At 56.9% G+C, this 23070-nt stretch carries 17 protein-coding genes; 8 read left to right on the top strand and 9 right to left on the bottom strand.

Going from position 1 to position 23070, the window contains the following annotated elements; all coding sequences use genetic code 11:
- Positions 1–77 precede the first annotated feature (77 nt).
- The 3 genes from ftsN to priA form a co-directional block, all read right to left on the bottom strand.
- Complete coding sequence (gene ftsN, locus HV340_RS22605; protein WP_014172193.1) at positions 78–1079, bottom strand: cell division protein FtsN; 1002 nt, start codon at positions 1077–1079, stop codon at positions 78–80.
- A 93-nt stretch (positions 1080–1172) separates the two neighbouring features.
- On the bottom strand, positions 1173–2198 hold the full coding sequence (gene cytR, locus HV340_RS22600) for a DNA-binding transcriptional regulator CytR (protein ID WP_020883949.1): 1026 nt from the start codon (positions 2196–2198) through the stop codon (positions 1173–1175).
- A 119-nt stretch (positions 2199–2317) separates the two neighbouring features.
- A complete protein-coding gene (gene priA, locus HV340_RS22595) occupies positions 2318–4513 on the bottom strand; it encodes a primosomal protein N' (RefSeq protein WP_106503576.1) in 2196 nt (731 codons plus the stop codon).
- A 200-nt stretch (positions 4514–4713) separates the two neighbouring features.
- Between priA and rpmE the strand changes: the two genes are divergently transcribed.
- Entirely contained in the window at positions 4714–4926 is a 213-nt protein-coding gene (rpmE, locus tag HV340_RS22590) for a 50S ribosomal protein L31 (protein ID WP_003862040.1), read from the top strand.
- Between the two features lie 48 nt (positions 4927–4974).
- On the opposite strand, the gene metJ is transcribed toward rpmE, so the two are convergent.
- The gene (gene metJ, locus HV340_RS22585; protein WP_007369220.1) at positions 4975–5292 is read right to left on the bottom strand and encodes a met regulon transcriptional regulator MetJ; all 318 of its coding nucleotides are present in this window, start codon (positions 5290–5292) and stop codon (positions 4975–4977) included.
- Between the two features lie 276 nt (positions 5293–5568).
- Here metJ and metB point away from each other — a divergent pair, with 276 nt between their 5' ends.
- The 4 genes from metB to katG all read left to right on the top strand — a co-directional run bounded on the left by metB (position 5569) and on the right by katG (position 12671).
- On the top strand, positions 5569–6729 hold the full coding sequence (gene metB, locus HV340_RS22580) for a cystathionine gamma-synthase (protein ID WP_014172189.1): 1161 nt from the start codon (positions 5569–5571) through the stop codon (positions 6727–6729).
- A gap of 2 nt (positions 6730–6731) precedes the next feature.
- Positions 6732–9164 (top strand): bifunctional aspartate kinase/homoserine dehydrogenase II, encoded by a 2433-nt coding sequence (locus HV340_RS22575; RefSeq protein WP_014172188.1) that lies wholly within the window; start codon positions 6732–6734, stop codon positions 9162–9164.
- 226 nt (positions 9165–9390) lie between these two features.
- Positions 9391–10281 (top strand): methylenetetrahydrofolate reductase, encoded by an 891-nt coding sequence (metF, locus tag HV340_RS22570; protein WP_014172187.1) that lies wholly within the window; start codon positions 9391–9393, stop codon positions 10279–10281.
- A 209-nt stretch (positions 10282–10490) separates the two neighbouring features.
- Positions 10491–12671: a catalase/peroxidase HPI gene (gene katG, locus HV340_RS22565; RefSeq protein ID WP_086533022.1), complete on the top strand. Its 2181-nt coding sequence runs from the start codon at positions 10491–10493 to the stop codon at positions 12669–12671.
- Positions 12672–12720: 49 nt separating this feature from the next.
- Here katG and HV340_RS22560 read toward each other — a convergent pair whose 3' ends face one another.
- From HV340_RS22560 to argE, 5 genes are all read right to left on the bottom strand, one after another.
- Positions 12721–13824, bottom strand: a complete 1104-nt coding sequence (locus HV340_RS22560; RefSeq protein ID WP_032679239.1) for a glycerol dehydrogenase — start codon at positions 13822–13824, stop codon at positions 12721–12723.
- A gap of 12 nt (positions 13825–13836) precedes the next feature.
- Positions 13837–14499, bottom strand: coding sequence for a fructose-6-phosphate aldolase (fsa, locus tag HV340_RS22555; protein WP_151887089.1), 663 nt, complete (start codon positions 14497–14499; stop codon positions 13837–13839).
- 128 nt (positions 14500–14627) lie between these two features.
- On the bottom strand, positions 14628–15392 hold the full coding sequence (locus HV340_RS22550; RefSeq protein WP_181216237.1) for an AraC family transcriptional regulator: 765 nt from the start codon (positions 15390–15392) through the stop codon (positions 14628–14630).
- 63 nt (positions 15393–15455) lie between these two features.
- Entirely contained in the window at positions 15456–18107 is a 2652-nt protein-coding gene (gene ppc, locus HV340_RS22545; RefSeq protein WP_014172182.1) for a phosphoenolpyruvate carboxylase, read from the bottom strand.
- Between the two features lie 270 nt (positions 18108–18377).
- On the bottom strand, positions 18378–19529 hold the full coding sequence (gene argE, locus HV340_RS22540; RefSeq protein ID WP_181216236.1) for an acetylornithine deacetylase: 1152 nt from the start codon (positions 19527–19529) through the stop codon (positions 18378–18380).
- An 88-nt stretch (positions 19530–19617) separates the two neighbouring features.
- Here argE and argC point away from each other — a divergent pair, with 88 nt between their 5' ends.
- The 3 genes from argC to argH all read left to right on the top strand — a co-directional run bounded on the left by argC (position 19618) and on the right by argH (position 22857).
- Entirely contained in the window at positions 19618–20622 is a 1005-nt protein-coding gene (gene argC, locus HV340_RS22535) for an N-acetyl-gamma-glutamyl-phosphate reductase (protein ID WP_181216235.1), read from the top strand.
- A gap of 6 nt (positions 20623–20628) precedes the next feature.
- Positions 20629–21405 (top strand): acetylglutamate kinase, encoded by a 777-nt coding sequence (argB, locus tag HV340_RS22530; RefSeq protein WP_134180239.1) that lies wholly within the window; start codon positions 20629–20631, stop codon positions 21403–21405.
- Between the two features lie 78 nt (positions 21406–21483).
- Entirely contained in the window at positions 21484–22857 is a 1374-nt protein-coding gene (gene argH / locus HV340_RS22525) for an argininosuccinate lyase (protein WP_049022992.1), read from the top strand.
- Positions 22858–23070 lie beyond the last annotated feature (213 nt).

Genomic DNA, 23070 nt, shown 5'->3' with positions numbered 1-23070 from the left:
ACAGAATCGGGAAACAGAAGCCCTGAGCCTGTGCTCAGGGCTGAATAGAATGATAGATGGGGGGGAATTTGGGGGTTTCAACCCCCGGTAGCGAGTCGAATGCAGTTTGTGTGTCCCGCCACTTTCAAACGGGAAATGGTTCCGTCGGCATTTTCTTTGCCTTTGACCGGGCCAATCACCACGCGATTCCAGCCGTTATTGGTGGTAATGCGTGAATCAAACCCTTCAAAAGCCAGCTGTGCGCGCACCGTTTCCGCCTGCTCAGCACCTTTGAATGAACCACATTGCACCATCCAGCGGCGTTCGTCTTTTTTCTCAGCAGTCTGCTTCGGCGCATCGGTCTCTTTGGTTACCGGTGCGGCCTGCTGCGTTTTCGGCTGCTGCGCAGTGGTATGCGCCGGCGTCTGCAGCAGATCCTGATACGGCTGAGCCGCCTGTTTCTGCGGCTGGGCCTTCGGCGGTTGCTGCACTGGCTGGGACTGCGCCGTTCGCGTTTGCTGCTGATACGGCTGTTCCGTCACCCGCGGCTGCGTTTTAGGCTGCTGCACTGGCTGGGTTTGCGCCCACTGCTGTTGTTGCTGCTGTTGCTGTTGGAGCTGCTGCTGCGCCTGACGACGCTGCAGCGTTTGCTGACGCTGTTCCGGCGTCTGCTCGTTCCACGGCACTTCGTTCAGCTGCGTAGGCTGCTGGCGCATATCGGCCTGCATTTGTGCCAGCAACTGACGCTGTTCATCCGTCAACTGGCTGGCATTTTGCACTTCGCCACCCGCTGAAGGTTCGGTCGGCGCACGTACGCCAGGCTGACGGCTTTCCAGCTCTTTGATATAGCGCCAGCGCTCTTCAGGCTTCGGCGGGAGGCCGTTTCCGGCAACCTTGCTGGCCTGAAGCGCCTCGGACTCTTCTTTTTTATGGTGCGTGATGAAGTACAGACCACCAATAAAGGCCACGACTACAGCCGCAGCAATAGCGACCATCGCTGGCGAGACAGCAGGCAGGTTACGTTGCTTTTTCCTTGAGCTACTCTTTTTGCGTCGCGAAGGTGCCGGCTGGCCGCGACGTACATAATCTCGTTGTGCCACTATCGTTTCGCTGTATTTATTCGTTCGTCAGCCCGCCATGTTACTTAAGCGGCGGGGCTTTGACCAGATAAGGGTGTCTGAAAGACATTTACTTTAAGTCAATGCCTGGGTAGAACCGCGCACAATCAATTCACAGTCCAGCAACCGCGAGCCGCTGTTAACTGTTTGACCATGCAGCTGATCCAGCAGAAGAAGCATCGCTTCACGCCCAATATCATAGCGCGGCTGCGCCACGGTCGAGAGTGGAGGATCGCAAAATTCTGACAGCGAAATATTATCGAATCCGATGATCGACAAATCTTTCGGTATGCGCAGGCCGCGGCGCTTCGCATACGATAATGCCCCCAGTGCCATCACATCGCTGTGACAGAATACAGCGGTCGGCGGCTCGGGCAGATCCAGCAGCTTCTCCAGCGCCTGTCCACCAGCTTCAAAGGTGAAATCCCCGCGAGCAATGTAGTGCGGGTCGACGGTGACGCCGGTACGGCGCAGCGCCTGAACGTAGCCCTGCAGGCGGTAGTGGCACAATGGCATCTCTTCCGGCCCGGCAATGCAGCCAATACGCTTGTGCCCCAGCTCCTGAAGATAGTTGACGGCGTTGAACGCGGCGGTCAGGTTATCAATATGTACCGTCGGCAGCTCCAGCTCGGGTGCAAACTCGTTGGCCATCACCATCGGCGGTAAATTGCGCTGCTCTTCAATGCTGGCATCAAACGGCAGGCGAGACCCAAGCAGCAACATGCCGTCGATCTGCTTGGTGATAATGAGGTCGATAAAGGTTTTTTCCTGCTGGTTCTGGTGAGCACAGTCGCCAATCAGCACCAGATAACCTTGCTCTGCCGCCGTCACTTCGATACCGCGAATAATCTCGCTGAAGAAGGGATCGCAGATGTCCGGCACAATCACCAGGATGGTGCGCGACTCATTGCGTTTAACGTTTCGTCCCATCGCCTGCGGGAAATAGCCCACTTCCAGCGCAGCCTGCTCTACCCGGTTACGGGTCGCCTGGGAGACTTTATCCGGGTTCATTAATGCGCGGGACACGGTTGCCGTAGAGACTTGTGCTTTCTGGGCAACGTCTTTCATGGTCGCCGTGGCAACCTCTTTCCTGGACTTCAACGTCTTCTCCTCGCCTGAACACCGAACTTCTGACGCCACCATTTTTACAGATAGTTAATGGAATCGGTTACAGAATTTTCATAAAAAGTGTGAGGAGCGTTAAATTTTTCGATCCGTCTTCAGCCTTCGATAGGATCAACGTCCAGCACCCACTTCACTTTGCGCGCTTCCGGTAGGGTATTGATCAGCACCAGCGCGCCGCTGACGATATGTTGCAGGCGGATGCGCGAAGGGTGCTGGAGCAAAATCTGCCAGCGGAAACGTCCACCACGCTTTGGTGCCAGCGCCGGCACCGGCCCCAGTATCCACAGCGGGTTATCCACCAGCGGACTGGCCTGCAGGAGGTTTCTCAGCTGCTGCAGGAAAAGCGGTGCCTGCTGGTTGTTGTGATCTTCTGCGCGAATGATGACGTGGCTGGTCCACGGCGGAAGCTGCATCGTCTGGCGTTCTGCCAGCGCCTGCTCCGCAAACGCGTCATAGCCTTTATGCAGCAGGGTTTGCAGTAGCGGATGTTCAGGATGGTGGGTCTGTAAAACCACCTCACCCTGTTTGCCTGCGCGACCGGCACGTCCGGCAACCTGGGTATAAAGCTGGGCAAAACGTTCTGCTGAGCGAAAATCGGCCGAAAACAGCGCGCCGTCTACGTCCAGCAGGGCGACCAGCGTTACGTCCGGGAAGTGATGCCCTTTGGCCAGCATCTGCGTGCCAATCAGAATGCGTGCGCCACCGCGATGCACTTCCGCCAGCTGCTGTTCCAGCGCCCCTTTGCGGCTGGTGGTGTCACGGTCGATGCGGGAAAGAGGAACGTCAGGGAAGAAAGGCTTAAGGGCCTCTTCCAGTTGCTCCGTCCCCAGGCCGACCGGCACGATATGCGTTGAGCCACATGACGGACACTGGCGTGGTACCGGCCGCTGGCTGTCGCAGTGGTGGCAGCGCAAATGGCGCTGGGCCTGATGGAACGTGTAGTAGTGGTCGCAGCGCGGGCATTCGGCAATCCAGCCGCAGTCGTGACACAGCAGCGCCGGGGCAAACCCGCGGCGGTTAAGGAACAAAATGACCTGATTACCGGCCTGCAAATGCTGGCGCATCCGGGTGATAAGCGCAGGCGCTAACCCCGCCTGCACCTGCTGGCCTTTTAGATCCAGCACATGCTGAATGGCAGGGCGTGCGTTCCCTGCGCGCCGCGTCAGGCGCAGCATGTGGTATTTACGCTGGCGAACGTTATGCAGCGTTTCGAGGGCGGGCGTCGCGGAGCCAAGAATAATCGGGATTTGCTCGCTGTGGGCGCGATAAACGGCCAGATCGCGGGCGTGATAGCGCCAGCCTTCCTGTTGCTTATAGGAGCTGTCATGCTCTTCATCGATGACGATAACGCCGAGGTTTTTAAACGGCGTAAACAGCGAGGAACGGGTGCCAATCACAATCGCCGCTTCGCCGTTTTTGGCTTTCAGCCAGGCGCTGAGGCGCTCGCTGTCGTTCAGGCCCGAATGTAACACTTCAACCGGCGCATTAAACCGCTCGCGAAAACGGGCGATGGTTTGTGGCGTGAGGCCGATTTCCGGAACCATCACCAGCGCCTGTTTACCCTGCGCAAGCACGTTTTCCAGTACGCTGAGATACACTTCTGTTTTGCCGGAGCCGGTGACCCCTGCCAGTAGCCAGGCGGAGAAATGATCGGAGGCGCTGTGAATGGCTCCTACGGCGGTGGCCTGCTCGGTGTTGAGTCGCAGACGATCCCCTGAAACGGAGAAACTGTCCCGCCAGTCATAAAGGGCAGGCGCCTCGCTTGCCAGTTCGCTCAGCCCTTTTTTGCGCAGGGCCTGCAGCGCCGTTTCACTCACCTCAAGCTCGTCAACCTGATGTCGCCAGATTTTCCCCTGACGCAGGGCCGCCAGCGCCTGCTGCTGTTTCTGCGAGCGTTTCAGGCTATTGATATCGACCGCCTGACCCTCCTCAGTGGCAAACCAATACCAGAGGGGAGCGTGGCTGGCACTTTTACCCTGACGAAGCATAATAGGCAGGGCGTGGAACAGGACATCGCCGATGGGATGATGGTAGTAATCTGCCGCCCACAGCAGGAGCCGCCAGATGCTGGTGGAGAACACGGGCTCGCTGTCCAGTACCTCCGCGACGGCTTTCAGCTCATTGAGCGGCAATTCGCTCTTATCGCTCACCGACACCACAATCCCAATACGCTGCTGTTTGCCAAATGGCACGGTCACGCGACAGCCCGCTTTGGCGCTCATGCTGTCAGGCAGCAGATAGTCAAAGGTGCGGGGAAGCGGAACGGGCAGGGCAACGTGAGCGACGGGCATCGAATCTTCCTGACTTGAAAAGTGGCGCGTTAGTATACACATTAGTGAAAGCGGCGTGCGGATCAGTTTGCATACGTTGGTCAAATTCTGTATGATTCGCCGCCTTTGGTGTACTTTACGCCAAAGAACTTACATTCAACATCGCGTGGTGTCTGGCGTTAGGGCTGGAAGAGCGACGCGGCCTTAACTGAGGTTCTCCCATGAAAAAAGATATTCACCCGAAATACGAAATGATTACTGCAAACTGTTCTTGCGGTAACTCTATCCAGATCCGCTCTACCGTGGGTCACGATCTGAACCTGGACGTGTGCGGCAAATGCCACCCGTTCTACACTGGTAAGCAGCGTGATGTTGCAACCGGTGGCCGTGTTGACCGCTTCAACAAGCGTTTCAGCATCCCGGGCGCTAAGTAAGTTTCCCGAAAAAAAGGCACCGCAAGGTGCCTTTTTTGTATCCGCTTCTCAGTATTCCCACGTATCCGGGTCGATACCCAGTTCACGCATGATCACCTTCGCCTCTTCCGGAATTTCATCACTACGCTCTTTGCGCAGATCTTCATCGTTTGGCAACGGTTGACCGGTAAACGCATGCAGAAACGCTTCGCACAGCAGTTCGCTGTTGGTCGCGTGGCGCAGGTTGTTCACCTGACGACGCGTACGTTCATCGGTGAGGATCTTCAACACCTTCAGAGGAATGGAAACCGTAATTTTCTTTACTTGCTCACTCTTCTTACCGTGCTCAGCGTATGGGCTGATATATTCGCCGCTCCATTCAGCCATGAGATACCTTTAATCCTCTCAGTCATTAATCTAAAGGTGCAAAACCCGTCATCGCCAGTTTTGACCGTAATCCAGCGTAGTTTACCGTAGAGACGATACCGTGGCACGGATATTGCCGCTGCAGCGTGCACTAAAGCATATAATTTTAACGGCTATTTGCGCATTGCTCAATCTATACGCAAAGAAGTTTAGATGTCCAGATGTATTGACGTCCATGCTTTCAGTGTTTACTCTGGTGCCTGACTTTTCACCTCTTTTAGCCAGGAAGCCTTCACCATGACGCGTAAACAGGCCACCATCGCAGTGCGTAGCGGATTAAATGATGACGAGCAGTACGGCTGTGTTGTCCCGCCAATTCATCTTTCCAGTACTTACAATTTTACCGGTTTTAATGAACCCCGTGCGCATGACTACTCCCGTCGCGGCAACCCGACGCGTGACGTAACCCAGCGCACGCTGGCGGAGCTGGAAGGCGGTGCAGGCGCCGTGTTAACCAACACCGGGATGTCTGCGATTCACCTGGTGACGACGGTATTTCTGAAGCCGGGCGACCTGCTGGTGGCACCGCACGACTGTTACGGTGGTAGCTATCGTCTGTTTGACAGCCTCGCAAAACGCGGGTGCTACCGCGTGCTGTTTGTCGATCAAAACGACGAACAGGCGCTGAAACAGGCGCTGGCAGAGAAACCGAAGCTGGTGCTGGTGGAAAGTCCAAGCAATCCATTGTTGCGCGTCGTCGATATTGCGAAAATTTGTCAGCGCGCAAGGGATGCGGGAGCGATAAGTGTAGTGGATAATACCTTCCTCAGTCCGGCCCTTCAGAACCCGCTTGCGCTGGGTGCCGATCTGGTATTGCATTCATGCACTAAATATCTGAACGGTCATTCTGATGTGGTAGCGGGCGTGGTGATTGCAAAAGATCCCGACGTTGTCACCGAACTGGCATGGTGGGCCAATAACATTGGCGTCACTGCGAGCGCTTTCGACAGCTACCTGTTGTTACGCGGTATTCGCACGCTGTCGCCGCGCATGGAAGTGGCGCAGCGCAATGCTCAGGCGATTGTCGATTTTCTGAAGACCCAGCCGCTGGTGAAAAAGCTCTATCACCCGTCGCTGCCGGAAAACCAGGGGCACGAGATTGCCGCGCGTCAACAAAAGGGATTCGGCGCGATGTTAAGTTTTGAACTGGACGGTGACGAGCAAACGCTGCGTCGCTTCCTGAGCGGGCTGTCATTGTTTACGCTGGCGGAATCATTAGGTGGGGTTGAAAGCTTGATCTCCCACGCCGCGACCATGACGCACGCAGGTATGGCACCAGAAGCACGTGCCGCCGCCGGTATTTCTGAGACGCTGCTGCGTATCTCGACCGGTATTGAAGATTCTGAAGATTTAATTGCCGATCTGGAAAATGGCTTCCGGGTCGCAGCCAAGGGGTAATCATGAGTGTGATAGCGCAGGCAGGGGCGAAGGGTCGTCAACTGCACAAGTTTGGTGGTAGTAGTCTTGCTGATGTGAAGTGTTACCTGCGTGTCGCAGGGATCATGACAGAGTATTCGCAGCCGGGGGACATGATGGTTGTCTCCGCGGCTGGCAGCACCACCAACCAGTTGATTAGCTGGCTCAAACTGAGTCAGACCGATCGCCTCTCTGCGCATCAGGTGCAACAGTCCTTACGTCGTTACCAGAGTGAGCTGATTGCCGGCTTACTGCCAGCGGACATCGCGGACGGATTGATTAGCGCCTTTACGCATGACCTTGAGCGTCTGGCTGCCCTGCTGGACAGCGGTATTACCGACGCGGTGTATGCCGAGGTGGTCGGCCACGGTGAAGTGTGGTCTGCGCGCCTGATGGCGGCCGTGCTGCAACACCTGGGCGTGGATGCGGCCTGGCTTGACGCGCGCGACTTCCTGCGTGCCGAACGCGCCGCTCAGCCACAGGTGGATGAAGGCTTGTCATATCCGCTGCTGCAACAGCTGCTGGTTCAGCATCCGGGCAAACGTATTGTGGTGACCGGCTTTATCAGCCGCAGCAGTGCCGGTGAAACCGTGCTGCTGGGACGTAACGGCTCTGACTACTCAGCGACGCAAATTGGTGCGCTGGCAGGCGTTTCCCGCGTCACCATCTGGAGCGACGTGGCCGGTGTTTACAGTGCTGACCCGCGTAAAGTGAAAGATGCCTGCCTGCTGCCGCTGCTGCGTCTGGACGAGGCCAGCGAGCTGGCACGCCTGGCGGCACCGGTTCTGCATGCGCGTACGCTACAGCCGGTTTCCGGGAGCGACATCGACCTGCAGCTGCGCTGTAGTTACACCCCGGATCAAGGCTCTACCCGCATCGAACGCGTCCTGGCGTCCGGTACGGGGGCGCGAATTGTGACCAGCCATGACGACATCTGCCTGATTGAGTTCCAGGTCCCGGCGGGCCAGGATTTCAAACTGGCACACAAAGACATCGACCTGATCCTCAAACGCGCCCAGGTGCGTCCGCTCGCCGTTGGCGTGCATAACGACCGCCAGCTGCTGCAGTTCTGCTACACCGCCGAAGTGGCGGACAGCGCCCTGAAAATTCTTGATGAAGCGGGCCTGCCGGGCGAGCTTCGCCTGCGTCAGGGTCTGGCGCTGGTGGCGATGGTGGGGGCGGGCGTTACCCGCAACCCGCTGCACTGCCACCGTTTCTGGCAGCAGCTGAAAGGCCAGCCGGTTGAATTCACCTGGCAGTCGGAAGAGGGCATTAGCCTTGTGGCCGTACTGCGTAAAGGACCCACCGAGAGTCTGATTCAGGGGCTGCATACCTCTCTGTTCCGTGCGGAGAAACGCATCGGACTGGTGCTGTTTGGTAAAGGTAACATCGGCTCACGCTGGCTGGAGCTGTTCGCGCGCGAGCAGGTGACTCTCTCAGCGCGTACCGGGTTTGAATTTATTCTCGCGGGCGTGGTGGACAGCCGCCGCAGCCTGTTGAACTACGAAGGGCTGGACGCCAGCCGGGCGCTGGCCTTCTTTAACGATGAAGCGGTTGAACAGGACGAAGAGTCGCTGTTCCTCTGGATGCGCGCGCACCCGTATGACGATCTGGTGGTACTGGACGTGACCGCCAGTGAACAGCTTGCCGATCAGTATCTTGATTTCGCCAGCCACGGTTTCCATGTTATTAGCGCCAATAAGCTGGCGGGGGCGAGCAGCACGGACAAGTACCGTCAAATCCACGACGCGTTTGAAAAGACAGGCCGTCACTGGCTGTATAACGCCACGGTGGGCGCTGGCTTGCCGGTTAACCATACCGTGCGTGATTTGATTGAAAGCGGCGACAGCATTCTGGCGCTGAGTGGCATCTTCTCCGGCACGCTCTCCTGGCTGTTCCTGCAGTTTGATGGCACCGTGCCGTTCACTGACCTGGTGGATCAGGCATGGCAGCAGGGCTTAACGGAGCCTGACCCACGCGTTGACCTCTCCGGTAAAGACGTTATGCGTAAGCTGGTGATCCTGGCGCGCGAAGCCGGGTATGACATCGAACCTGATGCCGTCCGCGTTGAGTCGCTGGTGCCTGCTGGCTGTGAGGACGATTCTGTCGACCATTTCTTCGAGAACGGCGAAGAGCTGAACGAGCAGATGGTGCAACGTCTGGAAGCGGCAAACGAGATGGGCCTGGTGCTGCGCTACGTGGCGCGTTTCGAAGCGAACGGAAAAGCACGTGTGGGTGTCGAGGCGGTTCGTCCTGAACATCCGCTGGCGGCGCTGCTGCCGTGCGATAATGTTTTCGCCATTGAAAGCCGCTGGTACCGCGATAACCCACTGGTGATCCGTGGCCCGGGTGCGGGGCGCGATGTGACCGCCGGGGCTATCCAGTCCGACATCAACCGTCTGGCTAAACTGCTGTAATCCTTCTTGTTCCCTCTCCCGGTGGGAGAGGGACAGGGTGAGGGCATCAGACCGCACTCACCCGCTATCATGAACTCCCTTCATCTTCCCTGAGCATTCCTCACCATTCCTGGCGATTATTTCTGTTGACGTCCCTCCGCTTTTCCGTCATTTTTACATCTGGACGTCTAAACGTATAGAAGTTCGAAACACAACACACAATGACACGCGATTGATGAGGTAAGGTATGAGCTTTTTTCACGCCAACCAGCGGGAAGCCCTGAATCAGAGCCTGGCCGAAGTAAATGGTCAGATTAACGTCTCTTTTGAATTTTTCCCGCCGCGCACCAGTGAAATGGAGCAAACCCTCTGGAGCTCTATCGATCGCCTGAGCAGCCTGAAACCGAAGTTTGTCTCCGTCACCTACGGTGCCAACTCCGGTGAGCGTGACCGTACGCACAGCATCATTAAAGGCATTAAGGACCGTACGGGGCTGGAAGCGGCTCCGCACCTGACCTGTATCGACGCGACGCGCGACGAGTTGCGTGCCATTGCCCAGGACTACTGGAACAACGGTATTCGCCATATCGTCGCCCTGCGCGGTGACCTGCCGCCGGGGAGCGGTAAACCGGACATGTACGCCACCGATCTGGTCGCGCTGCTGAAAGAGGTCGCAGACTTCGACATTTCCGTTGCCGCTTACCCTGAAGTTCACCCGGAAGCGAAAAGTGCCCAGGCGGATCTGCTTAACCTGAAGCGTAAAGTGGACGCCGGTGCGAACCGCGCCATTACCCAGTTCTTCTTTGATGTGGAAAGCTACCTGCGCTTTCGTGACCGCTGTGTGTCCGCGGGCATCGACGTCGAAATTATCCCGGGAATTTTGCCGGTCTCTAACTTCAAACAGGCGAAGAAATTTGCCGATATGACCAATGTGCGCATTCCGCACTGGATGTCTAAAATGTACGAAGGGCTGGACGATGACCCGGAAACACGCAAGCTGGTGGGCGCAAACATCGCGATGGACATGGTGAAGATCTTGAGTCGTGAAGGGGTGAAGGATTTCCACTTCTATACGCTCAACCGCGCGGAAATGAGTTACGCCATTTGCCATACGCTGGGTGTTCGGCCTGGCGCATAACAAATAGAAGCCCTCTTCGGAGGGTTTTTTGATTTATAAGGGTTTTATTTCCCCGCCATATCAGCAATGCTGCCTTTGACGTACAGAACGCACATACTTTCAATGGGAAATTAAACGGAATTAACTATCGAATCTGTGGGTTATCTCAACTATACCTTATCAACAAGGGCGTATATCGTAACCGTAACACTGTAAAAGGGAGCATAGCGATGAGCACGTCAGACGACAGCAATAATGCGGCATCAATCGGCAAGTGCCCGTTCCATCAGGGCAGCGTCGATCACAGCGCGGGGGCAGGCACAGGCAGCCGCGACTGGTGGCCAAAACAACTCCGCGTCGATCTTCTTAATCAACATTCCAACCGTTCTAACCCTCTGGGTGAAGACTTTGACTACCGCAAAGAATTCAGCAAACTTGATTACTCAGCGCTCAAGGGCGATCTCAAAGCACTTCTGACCGACTCTCAGCCGTGGTGGCCAGCCGACTGGGGCAGCTATGCGGGCCTGTTTATCCGTATGGCCTGGCACGGCGCAGGTACCTATCGCTCCGTTGACGGTCGCGGTGGCGCAGGGCGCGGTCAACAGCGCTTTGCCCCCCTGAACTCCTGGCCAGATAACGTAAGTCTGGATAAAGCGCGCCGTCTCCTGTGGCCTATCAAGCAAAAATACGGTCAAAAAATTTCCTGGGCTGACCTCTTCATCCTTGCCGGTAACGTGGCGCTGGAGAACTCTGGCTTCCGTACCTTTGGTTTTGGGGCCGGGCGTGAAGATGTCTGGGAACCGGATATGGACGTGAACTGGGGTGATGAAAAAGCCTGGCTCACCCACCGTGACCCGGAAGCACTGGCGAAGCGCCCACTGGCAGCCACCGAAATGGGGCTGATTTACGTTAACCCGGAAGGGCCAAACGCCAGCGGTGAACCGCTGTCAGCGGCCGCGGCGATCCGTGCCACCTTTGGCAACATGGGGATGAACGACGAAGAGACCGTTGCGTTGATTGCAGGCGGTCATACCCTCGGTAAAACCCACGGTGCAGGTGAGGCGACCCATGTCGGCGCCGACCCGGAAGCCGCGCCAATTGAAGCGCAGGGTCTGGGCTGGACCAGTACGCACGGTACCGGCGTTGGCGCAGATGCGATCACCTCCGGGCTGGAAGTCATCTGGTCACAAACGCCGACCCAGTGGAGTAACTACTTCTTCGAGAACCTGTTCAAATACGAGTGGGTGCAGACCCGCAGCCCGGCGGGTGCGATTCAGTTCGAAGCCGTGGATGCACCAGACATTATGCCTGATCCGTTCGACCCGTCGAAAAAGCGCAAACCGACGATGCTGGTCACCGATCTGACGCTGCGTTTTGACCCCGAGTTCGAGAAAATCTCCCGCCGCTTCCTGAACGATCCGCAGGCCTTTAACGAAGCCTTTGCCCGCGCGTGGTTCAAGCTGACCCACCGTGATATGGGGCCAAAAGCGCGTTACATTGGTCCGGAAGTGCCGAAAGAAGATCTCATCTGGCAGGATCCACTGCCGCAGGCGGTGTTCAACCCGACCAAAGAGGACATCGAGAGTCTGAAAGCGGAAATCATTGCCTCGGGTCTGTCCGTGAGCGACCTGGTTTCCGTTGCCTGGGCGTCTGCATCGACCTTCCGCGGTGGCGATAAGCGTGGCGGCGCCAACGGTGCGCGTCTGGCACTGGCACCCCAGCGCGACTGGGAAGTTAACGCCGCAGCGGTTCGCGCGTTACCCGCCCTGGAAGCTATTCAGCGTACCACCAACAAAGCGTCACTGGCCGATATCATCGTGCTGGCAGGTGTGGTGGGTGTTGAACAGGCGGCGAAAGAGGCCGGCGTTTACGTCAATGTACCGTTCACGCCGGGCCGCGTTGATGCGCGCCAGGATCAGACGGATATCGAGATGTTTAACCTGCTCGAACCGATTGCCGATGGCTTCCGTAACTACCGTGCACAGGTTGATGCCTCCACTACCGAGTCTCTGTTGATTGATAAGGCCCAGCAGCTGACGCTCACTGCACCAGAACTGACGGTGCTGACTGGCGGTCTGCGCGTACTGGGGGCGAACTTCGATGGCAGTCAGAACGGCGTGTTCACCCATCGTGAAGGCGTGCTGAGTAACGATTTCTTCGTGAACCTGCTGGACATGAATACCCAGTGGAAAGCGACCGATGAATCAAACGAGCTGTTTGCCGGCAGCGATCGCGCCAGCGGTGAAGTGAAATACACCGCCACGCGTGCCGATCTGGTATTCGGTTCGAACGCCGTGCTGCGCGCGCTGGCCGAGGTTTACGCCAGCAGCGACGCCCATGAGAAATTCGTCCGCGACTTTGTTGCCGCTTGGGCGAAGGTGATGGATTTGGATCGGTTTGATCTGCAGTAAATACAATCCCCGCTTCGGCGGGGATTTTTTTATTATCCGGCCATACCGGTTACGCCCACTCCCGCAGGAACCGTTGCCCGTACTGATCGGCCACCAGCAGCGCCGCGTAAACCTGATCAGGTGACACCCCGCCTGGCATGTTGTGAATGGTTTCCCCCTCTGCGCAGGCAGCCTCGGCAATCAGCCGCATTTTAAGCGGAATATCCTCTTTAATATTCAGTTGTGCCAGCGTGATGGGCAAACCTACGCTGTGACACAGCGCCGCGACGGTTTCAATTTCCTCTACCGGGGCATTTTCCAGCACCAGTTGCGTCAGCGTCCCAAACGCCACTTTTTCACCGTGATAGAACGAATGTGCCTCCGGCACGGCGGTCATTCCGTTGTGAATGGCGTGTGCGGCCGCCAGTCCACCGCTTTCAAATCCAACGCCGCTCAGATAGGTATTGGCTTCAATGATGCGCTCCAGCGCCGGTGTGACCACGTGCTGCCCGGCTGCGAGCATCGCTTTCTCACCCTCTTCAATTAACGTGTTGTAGCACAGCTCGGCAAGGGCTAGCGCAGCCTGGGTACATTTTCCGCCCGCCATGGTGATCGCGCCACTACGGGAACAGGCGCGCGCTTCAAACCAGGTGGCAAGGGCATCGCCTATCCCGGCGGCCAGCAGACGCGGCGGAGCGCCAGCCACCACCCGGGTGTCGACAATCACCATGTTCGGGTTATGCGGCAGCATCAGGTAGCGATCGAATTCACCGCTGTCGGTATAAATGACAGAAAGGGCGCTGCACGGGGCGTCGGTGGAAGCGATAGTCGGGGCGATGGCAACAGGCACGTCCATAAAATGCGCCAGCGCTTTGGCGGTATCCAGCGTTTTCCCGCCGCCGATACCGAGCACCGCCATACAGTCGGCGCCGTCGGCCCGTTTTTTCAGGCGATCGATTTCGTTTTGCGAACATTCGCCCCCGAAGGGCGCGATTTCAGCATGAATTTCCGCTTTTTTAAAACTCTCAAGCAAGGTCTCTTGTGCAAAACCCAGCACAAACTTATCGCCCACAACCAGCCAGCGTGTTGCCAGTGGTTTCAGATAGTCGCCGAGACGGGTGAGAACATCAGCGCCCTGGATATATTTCCCCGGCGATTGAATGATACGGTCCATAACAGATCTCCCTTAGAGGTTGAGGTTACCAAACGCGTTTTTCCAGTCGTGCTCAAACTTCTCTATGGCTGACTCTACCGCCGGGGTGCCGAGCATTTGTTGCGCTACATCTAAAGGAAGCGTGATTGCTTCACATCCGGCGAGCAGGCAGTCCAGCGCCTGACGTGGTGTTTTGAAGCTGGCGGCCAGCACGCTGCTTTCTGGGGCGTGGCGTTCGAGCAGGGATTGCAGCTCCTGTACCATACGAATGCCGTCCCCGCCCTGAGCGTCGACGCGGTTAACATACGGTGCGACATATTTCGCTCCCGCCAGCGCGGCCAGTAAACCCTGGGCGGCGCTGTAAACGGCCGTGCCTAACGTGGTAATGCCCTCTTTTTTCAGCATTTTTATCGCCATAAGGCCCTGTGCGGTCACCGGGATTTTCACCACGATGCCAGGAATGGCGTTACTCAGGCGTTTGGCTTCTGCCACCATCCCTTCGGCTTCACGGCTCATGGTCTGGGCAAATAGCGTACCCTGTGGCCCGATGGCGTTTTGCAGACGCGGCAGTACGTTCCAGAGGGTTTCGCCGCTGGCGGCTACAATGCTCGGGTTGGTGGTGACGCCGGCAATCGGAAAAATGCGCGCCAGGTGCTCAACCTCTGCCACGTTGGCAGTATCCAGATACAGTTCCATTATTTTTCCTTAAGTCAGAAAGGTTAACTCAAGGATAAGGTGGGGCTGCTGGCCGGGGATACAGGTCAATTTTGCCAAATACTGGACAAATGTAATGTGCTTAGTGAAGTGAGAGGGCGATCACAATGCTAGTTTTTGGCAGTCAGCTGGCTGTGATACTGGCGGCGGTACTCGGAAGGGGAGCGTTCGGTATGTTTACGAAAGAGGCGGCAGAAGTAGTTGCTGTCTGTAAAGCCGCAGCGGGCGGCAATGTCTTTGATTTTTAGGTCATAACCCTTGAGCAACTGGCGCGCGTGTTCCAGACGCGTTTGGGTCAGGTATTCATTGAACCCCACGTTCCCGGTCTTCTGAAACAGATGTGAAAGGTAGTTGGGTGAAATATAAAACGCCTGCGCCACGGAATCGCGGGTCAGCGGTGAGGAGTGATGTTCATCGAGATAGCGCCGGATGGCTTCAAACAAAGCGCGACTGCGGCTGTCAGTGTGAATGTCGCTGCCAAGAAGATCGCGACAGTGGCTGAGCATACTCAGTACCACCAGTCTGGCCGTTTCCTGTTCATCAGGCTGCATCTGCAGTTCGGCCAGCGTTTGCAGGAGAAACGCTCCGGTTCGGGGGCCGCGCCGGGCAACCTGCTGGTGCTGTATAAGCACGTTATCCCGATAAAGACGAAGCGACAGCTGCTGTTTACCGAAGCTGATGCTGAGCGCGTGACCGGTATGAAGTAACCCCTCCGCAGAGGAAGAAAACCACGCTTCGCAGGCATTATCGAGGTTAATGACCAGGCAAGGCGTTGTGCGGGAGTGTGGGTCGGGCGGGGTGAAAAACCGTACGTCACGTAGCGCGACGGTGCCATTAATGAGGTCGGTCAGAAGGGTGCTGATGTCGTGGTGCATGGCGTGAATACCGGATATCGCCCGGCAGCGTTAGCGCTGCCGGGCCTGTATGAAGCCAATGGATTAGCCTGTGTTACGCATACCTGCCGCAACGCCTGCAATCGTCACCATCAACGCCTGTTCGACGCGTGGATCCGGCTCTTTACCTTCTTCTTCCGCCAGACGTGAACGGTGCAGCAGCTCCGCCTGCAGGACGTTCAGGGGGTCGGTGTAGATGTTACGCAGCTGGATGGACTCGGCAATCCACGGCAGATCCGCCATCAGGTGCGAGTCGTTAGCAATGTCCAGCACCACTTTGATGTCGTCTTCCAGCAGTTCGCGCAGCTCTTTACCCAGCGTCCACAGCTCAGGCTTCACCAGACGCTGATCGTAGTATTCCGCCAGCCACAGGTCTGCTTTCGAGAAGACCATCTCCAGCATACCCAGACGGGTGGAGAAGAATGGCCAGTCGCGGCACATGGTTTCCAGTTCGTTCTGTTTGCCATCTTCCACCACTTTCTGCAGCGCCGCGCCTGCGCCCAGCCAGGCGGGCAGCATCAGACGGTTCTGGGTCCAGGCGAAGATCCACGGGATGGCACGCAGAGACTCTACACCACCGGTCGGGCGGCGTTTAGCCGGGCGTGAACCCAGCGGCAGTTTACCCAGCTCCTGCTCAGGGGTAGCTGAACGGAAGTAAGGCACAAAATCTTTGTTTTCACGCACGTAGCCGCGGTACAGATCGCAGGAGATATCTGACAGCTCGTCCATGATATGGCACCAGGACTCTTTCGGCTCTGGTGGTGGCAGCAGGTTCGCTTCCAGAATTGCACTGGTATAGAGCGACAGGCTGCTGATGGTCACTTCCGGCAGGCCGTACTTGAAGCGGATCATTTCGCCCTGTTCGGTCACACGCAGGCCGCCTTTCAGGCTTCCCGGCGGTTGTGACAGCAGTGCCGCATGCGCTGGCGCGCCACCACGGCCAATCGAGCCGCCGCGTCCGTGGAACAGCGTCAGTTCGATGCCCGCTTTTTCACAGGTTTTGATCAACGCATCCTGTGCCTGATACTGCGCCCAGGATGCCGCCATGACGCCCGCGTCTTTTGCGGAGTCGGAATAGCCAATCATCACCATCTGTTTGCCCTGAATAAAGCCGCGGTACCAGTCGATATTCAGCAGCTGCGTCATGACGTCGTTGGCGTTGTTCAGGTCATCAAGGGTTTCAAACAGCGGTGCAACCGGAAGGGCATAGTCGATACCGGCTTCTTTGAGCAGAAGGTGAACGCCCAGCACGTCAGACGGCGTTTTCGCCATGGAGATCACATAGGCAGCCACCGATCCTTTCGGCGCATCAACGATCGCTTTACAGGTGTTGAGCACCTCGCGGGTTTCGTTGCTTGGCTCCCAGTTACGTGGCAGCAGGGGACGCTTGGAGTTCAGTTCGCGGATCAGGAAGGCTTGTTTGTCCGCTTCGGACCAGCTTTCATAGTCGCCGATGCCGAGATAGCGGGTCAGTTCGCCCAGCGCTTCGGTATGACGGGTGCTTTCCTGACGGACGTCAATACGCACCAGCGGCACGCCGAAACACTTCACGCGACGCAGGGTGTCGAGCAGTTCGCCATTCGCGATGATGCCCATTCCGCAGGCCTGCAGTGATTTATAGCAGGCATACAACGGCTCCCAGAGCTGCTCGTTCTGGCTCAGCAGGCCTTCCGGCTTCGGCAGGCGCTGGCCTTTCAGACGCGCTTCCAGCCAGGCCTGCGTCGCCATCAGTTGGCCACGCAGTTTTTTCATCAGGAAACGATACGGCTCGCTGGCACCTTCTTCGCCGGCCAGCGCGCGCAGTTCAGGCGTGGCCTCTACCATCGACAGCTCGGAGATCAATACCTGAATATCTTTCAGGAACAGGTCGGTTGCTTTCCAGCGGCTCAACAGGAGCACGTGGCGGGTAATTTCCGCGGTGACGTTCGGGTTGCCGTCACGGTCGCCGCCCATCCAGGAGGTGAAGCGTACCGGCACAAAATCGACCGGCAGGCGGTAATCCAGATTCGCTTCCAGCTGCTCGTTCAGCTCACGCAGGTAGTTCGGCACCCCTTCCCACAGGCTATTTTCCACCACCGCAAAGCCCCATTTGGCTTCGTCGACCGGGCTTGGACGATGCTTACGAATTTCATCGGTGTGCCAGGACTGGGCAATCAGCTGGCGCAGACGGCGCATCAGCTGGTTGCGCTCGTAGTCAGCAATGTCTTTGTTATCCAGCTGCTTGAGGCAGTTGTTCACTTCCACCATTTTGTGGATCAGGGTGCGGCGAGTGATTTCGGTTGGGTGAGCGGTCAGAACCAGCTCCAGCGAAAGGGACTCCACCGCTTTTTTGATGATGTCTTCGTTGAGGTCTGGCTGGTCTTTCAGTTTACGAAGCGTACGGGCAATGACTTCCGGGTTGCTGGCAGCTTCGCCATTCGGCGAAATGCTGTGGTATTGCTCAGCGGTGTTTGCCAGGTTCAGAAACTGGCTGAAGGCGCGGGCAACGGGCAGCAGCTCATCGTTAGAAAGGTTCTGCAAGGTGGTGAGCAGCTCCTGACGACTGGCCTCGTTACCTGCACGGGAAGATTTTGACAGCTTGCGGATGGTTTCAACGCGGTCGAGGATGTTTTCCCCCAACGCATCTTTGATGGTATCTCCAAGCACTTTGCCGAGCATACTGACATTACTACGCAACGCGGAATATTGTTCGTTCATAAAAACCCAGTCACCCCATCATTTTTGTTTATGCCCAATCGAAAATCTTTTGGACAATATTTTGTCATCTCCCTTTATAAAGCCACGTAAAACCCCCGTCGTCAATTGCTGCGAAAACGGTTCAGCAAACGAATAAATGTGGGTAATTTACGAAATTTAATTCGCTTTGCGTCAGATAAGAGATGCTTATGGGAATGTGACGAAGATCGCGGGATTTGTTGCCCTTACCCTGACCCTCTCCCACCGGGAGAGGGAACCCTCAGGGGCATTTTAATGCCAGCAGAAGTGATGCACGACCTGGGTAATCAGTTCACGGGTCGGTTTGATAAAGCGCGTTTCCAGATATTCATCCGGCTGGTGAGCCTGGTTGATGGAACCCGGGCCAAGCACCAGCGTAGGACACAGGGTCTGAATAAACGGTGCTTCGGTGCAATAGTTCACCACGTCGGTTTTCTCGCCGAGCAGCTTTTCCACGACTTCAACCAGTTGATGATCCGGCGGACATTCGTAACCAGGGATCGGCGGATGAAGCTCGGAGACCGTCAGGCGGCCCGGCCAGCGCTCGCTGACCGGCGCCAGCGCTTCGGTCAACAGGCCGTCGAGATCGCTCAGCGTCATGCCCGGCAGCGGACGGATATCCATATGCAGTTCGCAGCAGGCGCAGATACGGTTGGATGCATCGCCACCGTGCAGGCTGCCGAGGTTCAGCGTCGGGTAAGGCACGGTGAATGCGTCGTAGTGATAACGCTCTTTCAGCGAGTCGCGCAACTGCATGATGCGGCCAATGGCGTCGTGCATCAGTTCGATGGCGTTGACGCCGCGCGCCGGATCGCTGGAGTGGCCTGACTGGCCCAGCACGCGCACCGCCGTGGAGATATGGCCTTTGTGGGCGCGGATTGGCTGCAGTGACGTTGGTTCACCAATAATGGCGCAATCCGGGCGAATTGAGGTGTTTTCAGAGAAGTAGCGCGCGCCGGCCATGCTGGTCTCTTCATCGGCAGTGGCCAGAATGTAGAGCGGTTTCTTCAGCGTTGTCACGTCCACGTCACGCAGCGCATCGAGGATAAAAGCAAAAAAGCCTTTCATGTCGGCGGTGCCCAGACCGTAAAGCTTGTTGTCATGCTCGGTCAGGGTGAACGGATCGCGCGTCCAGCGACCATCGTCAAAGGGAACGGTATCGGTATGACCGGCCAGCAGCAGGCCGCCGGCACCCTGTCCGGTACTGGCGAGCAGGTTAAATTTATGGCGTGTTCCGGGGACGGGCTGAACCTCAACGTTAAACCCAATATCGCAAAACCAACCTGCCAGCAGATTGATTAAAGACTCATTGCTCTGATCCAGCGCTTCTTCGGTCGCACTGATGGAGGGTGTGGCAATCAGGGCGCGGTAAATCTCGATAAATGGCGGTAAGTTCATTTTCATTGTTGACACACCTTAGGTCGTGATAGTATCAATATTCATGCAATAAATGTGAATAAAAATACATTAACGTTGAGCATAAAGGAACCCGATGTTGAATACGCTGATTGTAGGCGCTAGCGGTTATGCGGGCGCAGAGCTTGTAAGCTACGTGAATCGCCATCCTCATATGACCATAACCGCTTTGACCGTGTCAGCGCAAAGCAATGATGCAGGAAAGTTAATTTCCGATTTGCATCCGCAACTTAAAGGCATTGTTGATCTGCCGCTGCAGCCAATGTCTGACATCCGCGCGTTCACCGGCGGCGTTGACGTGGTGTTTTTAGCTACCGCGCACGAAGTCAGCCACGACCTGGTTCCGCACTGTCTGGCGGCCGGCTGTGTGGTGTTCGACCTCTCCGGCGCCTTCCGTGTGAATGACGGCGCGTTCTACGAAAAATATTACGGTTTCACCCATCAACACCCTGAACTGCTGGAAAAAGCGGTATACGGCCTGGCGGAGTGGAGCACAGATAAACTGAAGGAAGCGGATCTGGTTGCCGTGCCGGGCTGTTATCCGACGGCAGCACAGCTTTCTCTGAAGCCGCTGATCGACGCAGACCTGCTGGATCTGAACCAGTGGCCGGTGATCAACGCCACCAGTGGTGTCAGCGGCGCGGGGCGTAAAGCCGCTATCGCTAACAGCTTCTGCGAAGTGAGCCTTCAGCCGTATGGCGTGTTCAATCATCGCCATCACCCTGAAATCACGACGCATCTGGGTGCGGATGTCATCTTCACGCCGCATCTGGGCAGCTTCCCGCGTGGGATCCTCGAAACCATCACCTGCCGCCTGAAACCCGGCGTGACCCACGAACAGGTGAGCGAAGCCTTTACGCAGGCCTATGCGGACAAACCGCTGGTGCGTCTGTACGACAAAGGCGTGCCGGCGCTGAAAAACGTGGTCGGCCTGCCATTCTGCGACATCGGTTTTGCCGTGCAGGGTGAGCACCTGATTGTGGTGGCTGCGGAAGATAACTTACTTAAAGGCGCTGCCGCACAGGCAATGCAGTGTGCAAATATTCGTTTCGGTTTCCCGGAAACCCAGGCTCTTATTTAAGGTGTGATGATGAACCCATTAATTATCAAACTCGGTGGTGTACTGCTGGACAGCGAAGAAGCGCTGCAGCGTCTTTTTACCGCGCTGGTGAACTATCGCGAATCACACCAACGTCCGCTGGTGATTGTGCACGGCGGCGGCTGCGTGGTTGATGAGCTGATGAAAGGGCTCAACCTGCCGGTGAAAAAGAAAAATGGCCTGCGCGTCACGCCTGCTGACCAGATTGACATTATAACCGGTGCCCTGGCGGGGACGGCGAACAAAACGCTGCTGGCGTGGGCGAAGAAACACCATATCGCCTCTGTCGGCCTGTGTCTGGGCGATGGTGACAGCGTAAAAGTGACCCAGCTCGACGAAGAGCTCGGACACGTTGGACTGGCACAGCCTGGTTCGCCTAAGCTGATTAACATGCTGCTGGAAGGAGGATTCCTGCCGGTGGTGAGCTCTATCGGGGTGACCGAAGAGGGCGAGCTGATGAACGTCAATGCAGACCAGGCGGCAACGGCTCTGGCGGCTACGCTGGGCGCGGACCTGATTCTGCTCTCTGACGTAAGCGGTATTCTCGACGGCAAAGGCCAGCGTATTGCGGAAATGACCGCAGCGAAAGCCGAACAGCTTATCGAGCAGGGCATTATTACCGACGGCATGATTGTCAAAGTCAATGCGGCGCTGGATGCCGCGCGTACGCTTGGACGTCCGGTGGACATCGCCTCCTGGCGCCACGCGGAGCAACTCCCGGCGTTGTTTAACGGCACGCCGATTGGCACGCGTATTCTGGCGTAAGCAATTTACCGATTCTGCAGGCCCGGTCAGCGCAGCGCAGCCGGGCAATGAAATTCAAAGATATTAAGGAAGCATGTTATGGCACTTTGGGGTGGGCGTTTTACACAGGCAGCGGATCAACGGTTCAAACAGTTCAACGACTCTTTGCGCTTCGACTACCGCCTGGCCGAGCAGGATATCGTCGGCTCTGTGGCCTGGTCCAAAGCGCTGGTCACCGTGGGCGTTCTGACCGCAGACGAACAGCTGCAGCTGGAAGAGGCGCTGAATAACCTGCTGGAAGAGGTGCGTCTGGACCCGCAGCAGATCCTCGCCAGCGATGCGGAAGATATTCACAGCTGGGTGGAAGGGAAACTCATCGATAAAGTCGGCCAGCTGGGTAAAAAACTGCATACCGGGCGTAGCCGTAACGACCAGGTCGCGACTGATCTGAAATTGTGGTGTAAAGATACCGTTGGTGAACTGCTGGCAGCCAACCGTCTGCTGCAAGGCGCGCTGGTGGAAACCGCGCAGAACAACCAGGACGCGGTGATGCCGGGTTATACCCACCTGCAGCGCGCGCAGCCGGTAACCTTTGCCCACTGGTGTCTGGCCTACGTTGAGATGCTGGCGCGTGATGAAAGCCGTCTGCAGGATACCCTGAAGCGTCTGGACGTGAGCCCGCTGGGCAGCGGTGCGCTGGCAGGGACGGCCTATGAAATCGACCGTGATCAGCTGGCAGGCTGGCTGGGCTTTGCTTCAGCCACCCGTAACAGCCTGGACAGCGTCTCTGACCGTGATCACGTGCTGGAGCTGCTTTCCAATGCGTCTATCGGCATGGTGCATCTGTCGCGCTTTGCCGAAGACCTGATTTTCTTCAACTCCGGTGAAGCCGGGTTTGTTGAGCTGTCTGACCGCGTGACGTCAGGCTCCTCCCTGATGCCACAGAAGAAAAACCCGGATGCGCTGGAGCTTATCCGCGGTAAGTGTGGCCGTGTGCAGGGCGCGCTGACCGGCATGATGATGACCCTGAAAGGGCTGCCGCTGGCGTATAACAAAGATATGCAGGAAGACAAAGAAGGGCTGTTCGACGCGCTCGATACCTGGCTGGACTGCCTGCATATGGGCGCGCTGGTGCTGGATGGCATTCAGGTGAAACGCCCGCGTTGTCAGGAAGCGGCGCAGCAGGGCTATGCAAACTCGACCGAGCTTGCCGATTACCTGGTGGCGAAAGGTGTACCGTTCCGTGAAGCGCACCATATTGTCGGTGAAGCGGTGGTTGAAGCTATTCGTCAGGGTAAGGCACTGGAAGCGTTGCCGCTGACCGACCTGCAGAAATTCAGTGCGGTTATCGGTGATGATGTGTATCCGATTCTGGCGTTGCAGTCTTGTCTGGATAAGCGTGCAGCGAAAGGCGGCGTGTCACCGAAGCAGGTCGCGCAGGCGATTGCGGATGCGAAAAACCGGCTGGTTTGATGAGTGCGGGCTGGTGCCCTCACCCGCCCTCTCCCACGGGGAGAGGACGTAAACACTAAAAATGGCAACTTCGGTTGCCATTTTACTTTTATCCCTGGGCTTTTTTACGCAAAAAAAAGCGGACCACGGGGTCCGCAAAAGTTCACGTTGGCTTTAGTTGTTCGAGTTTTGAGAGAAACTCGCTGACGGTGCGGGGACGTCAAGGGTCAAACA

The organism is Enterobacter sp. RHBSTW-00975 (assembly GCF_013615235.1).
GTDB classification, from domain to species: domain Bacteria; phylum Pseudomonadota; class Gammaproteobacteria; order Enterobacterales; family Enterobacteriaceae; genus Enterobacter; species Enterobacter ludwigii.
The sequence above is the reverse complement of the archived record's forward strand: the minus strand, read 5'-3'. Positions and strand labels throughout refer to the sequence as shown.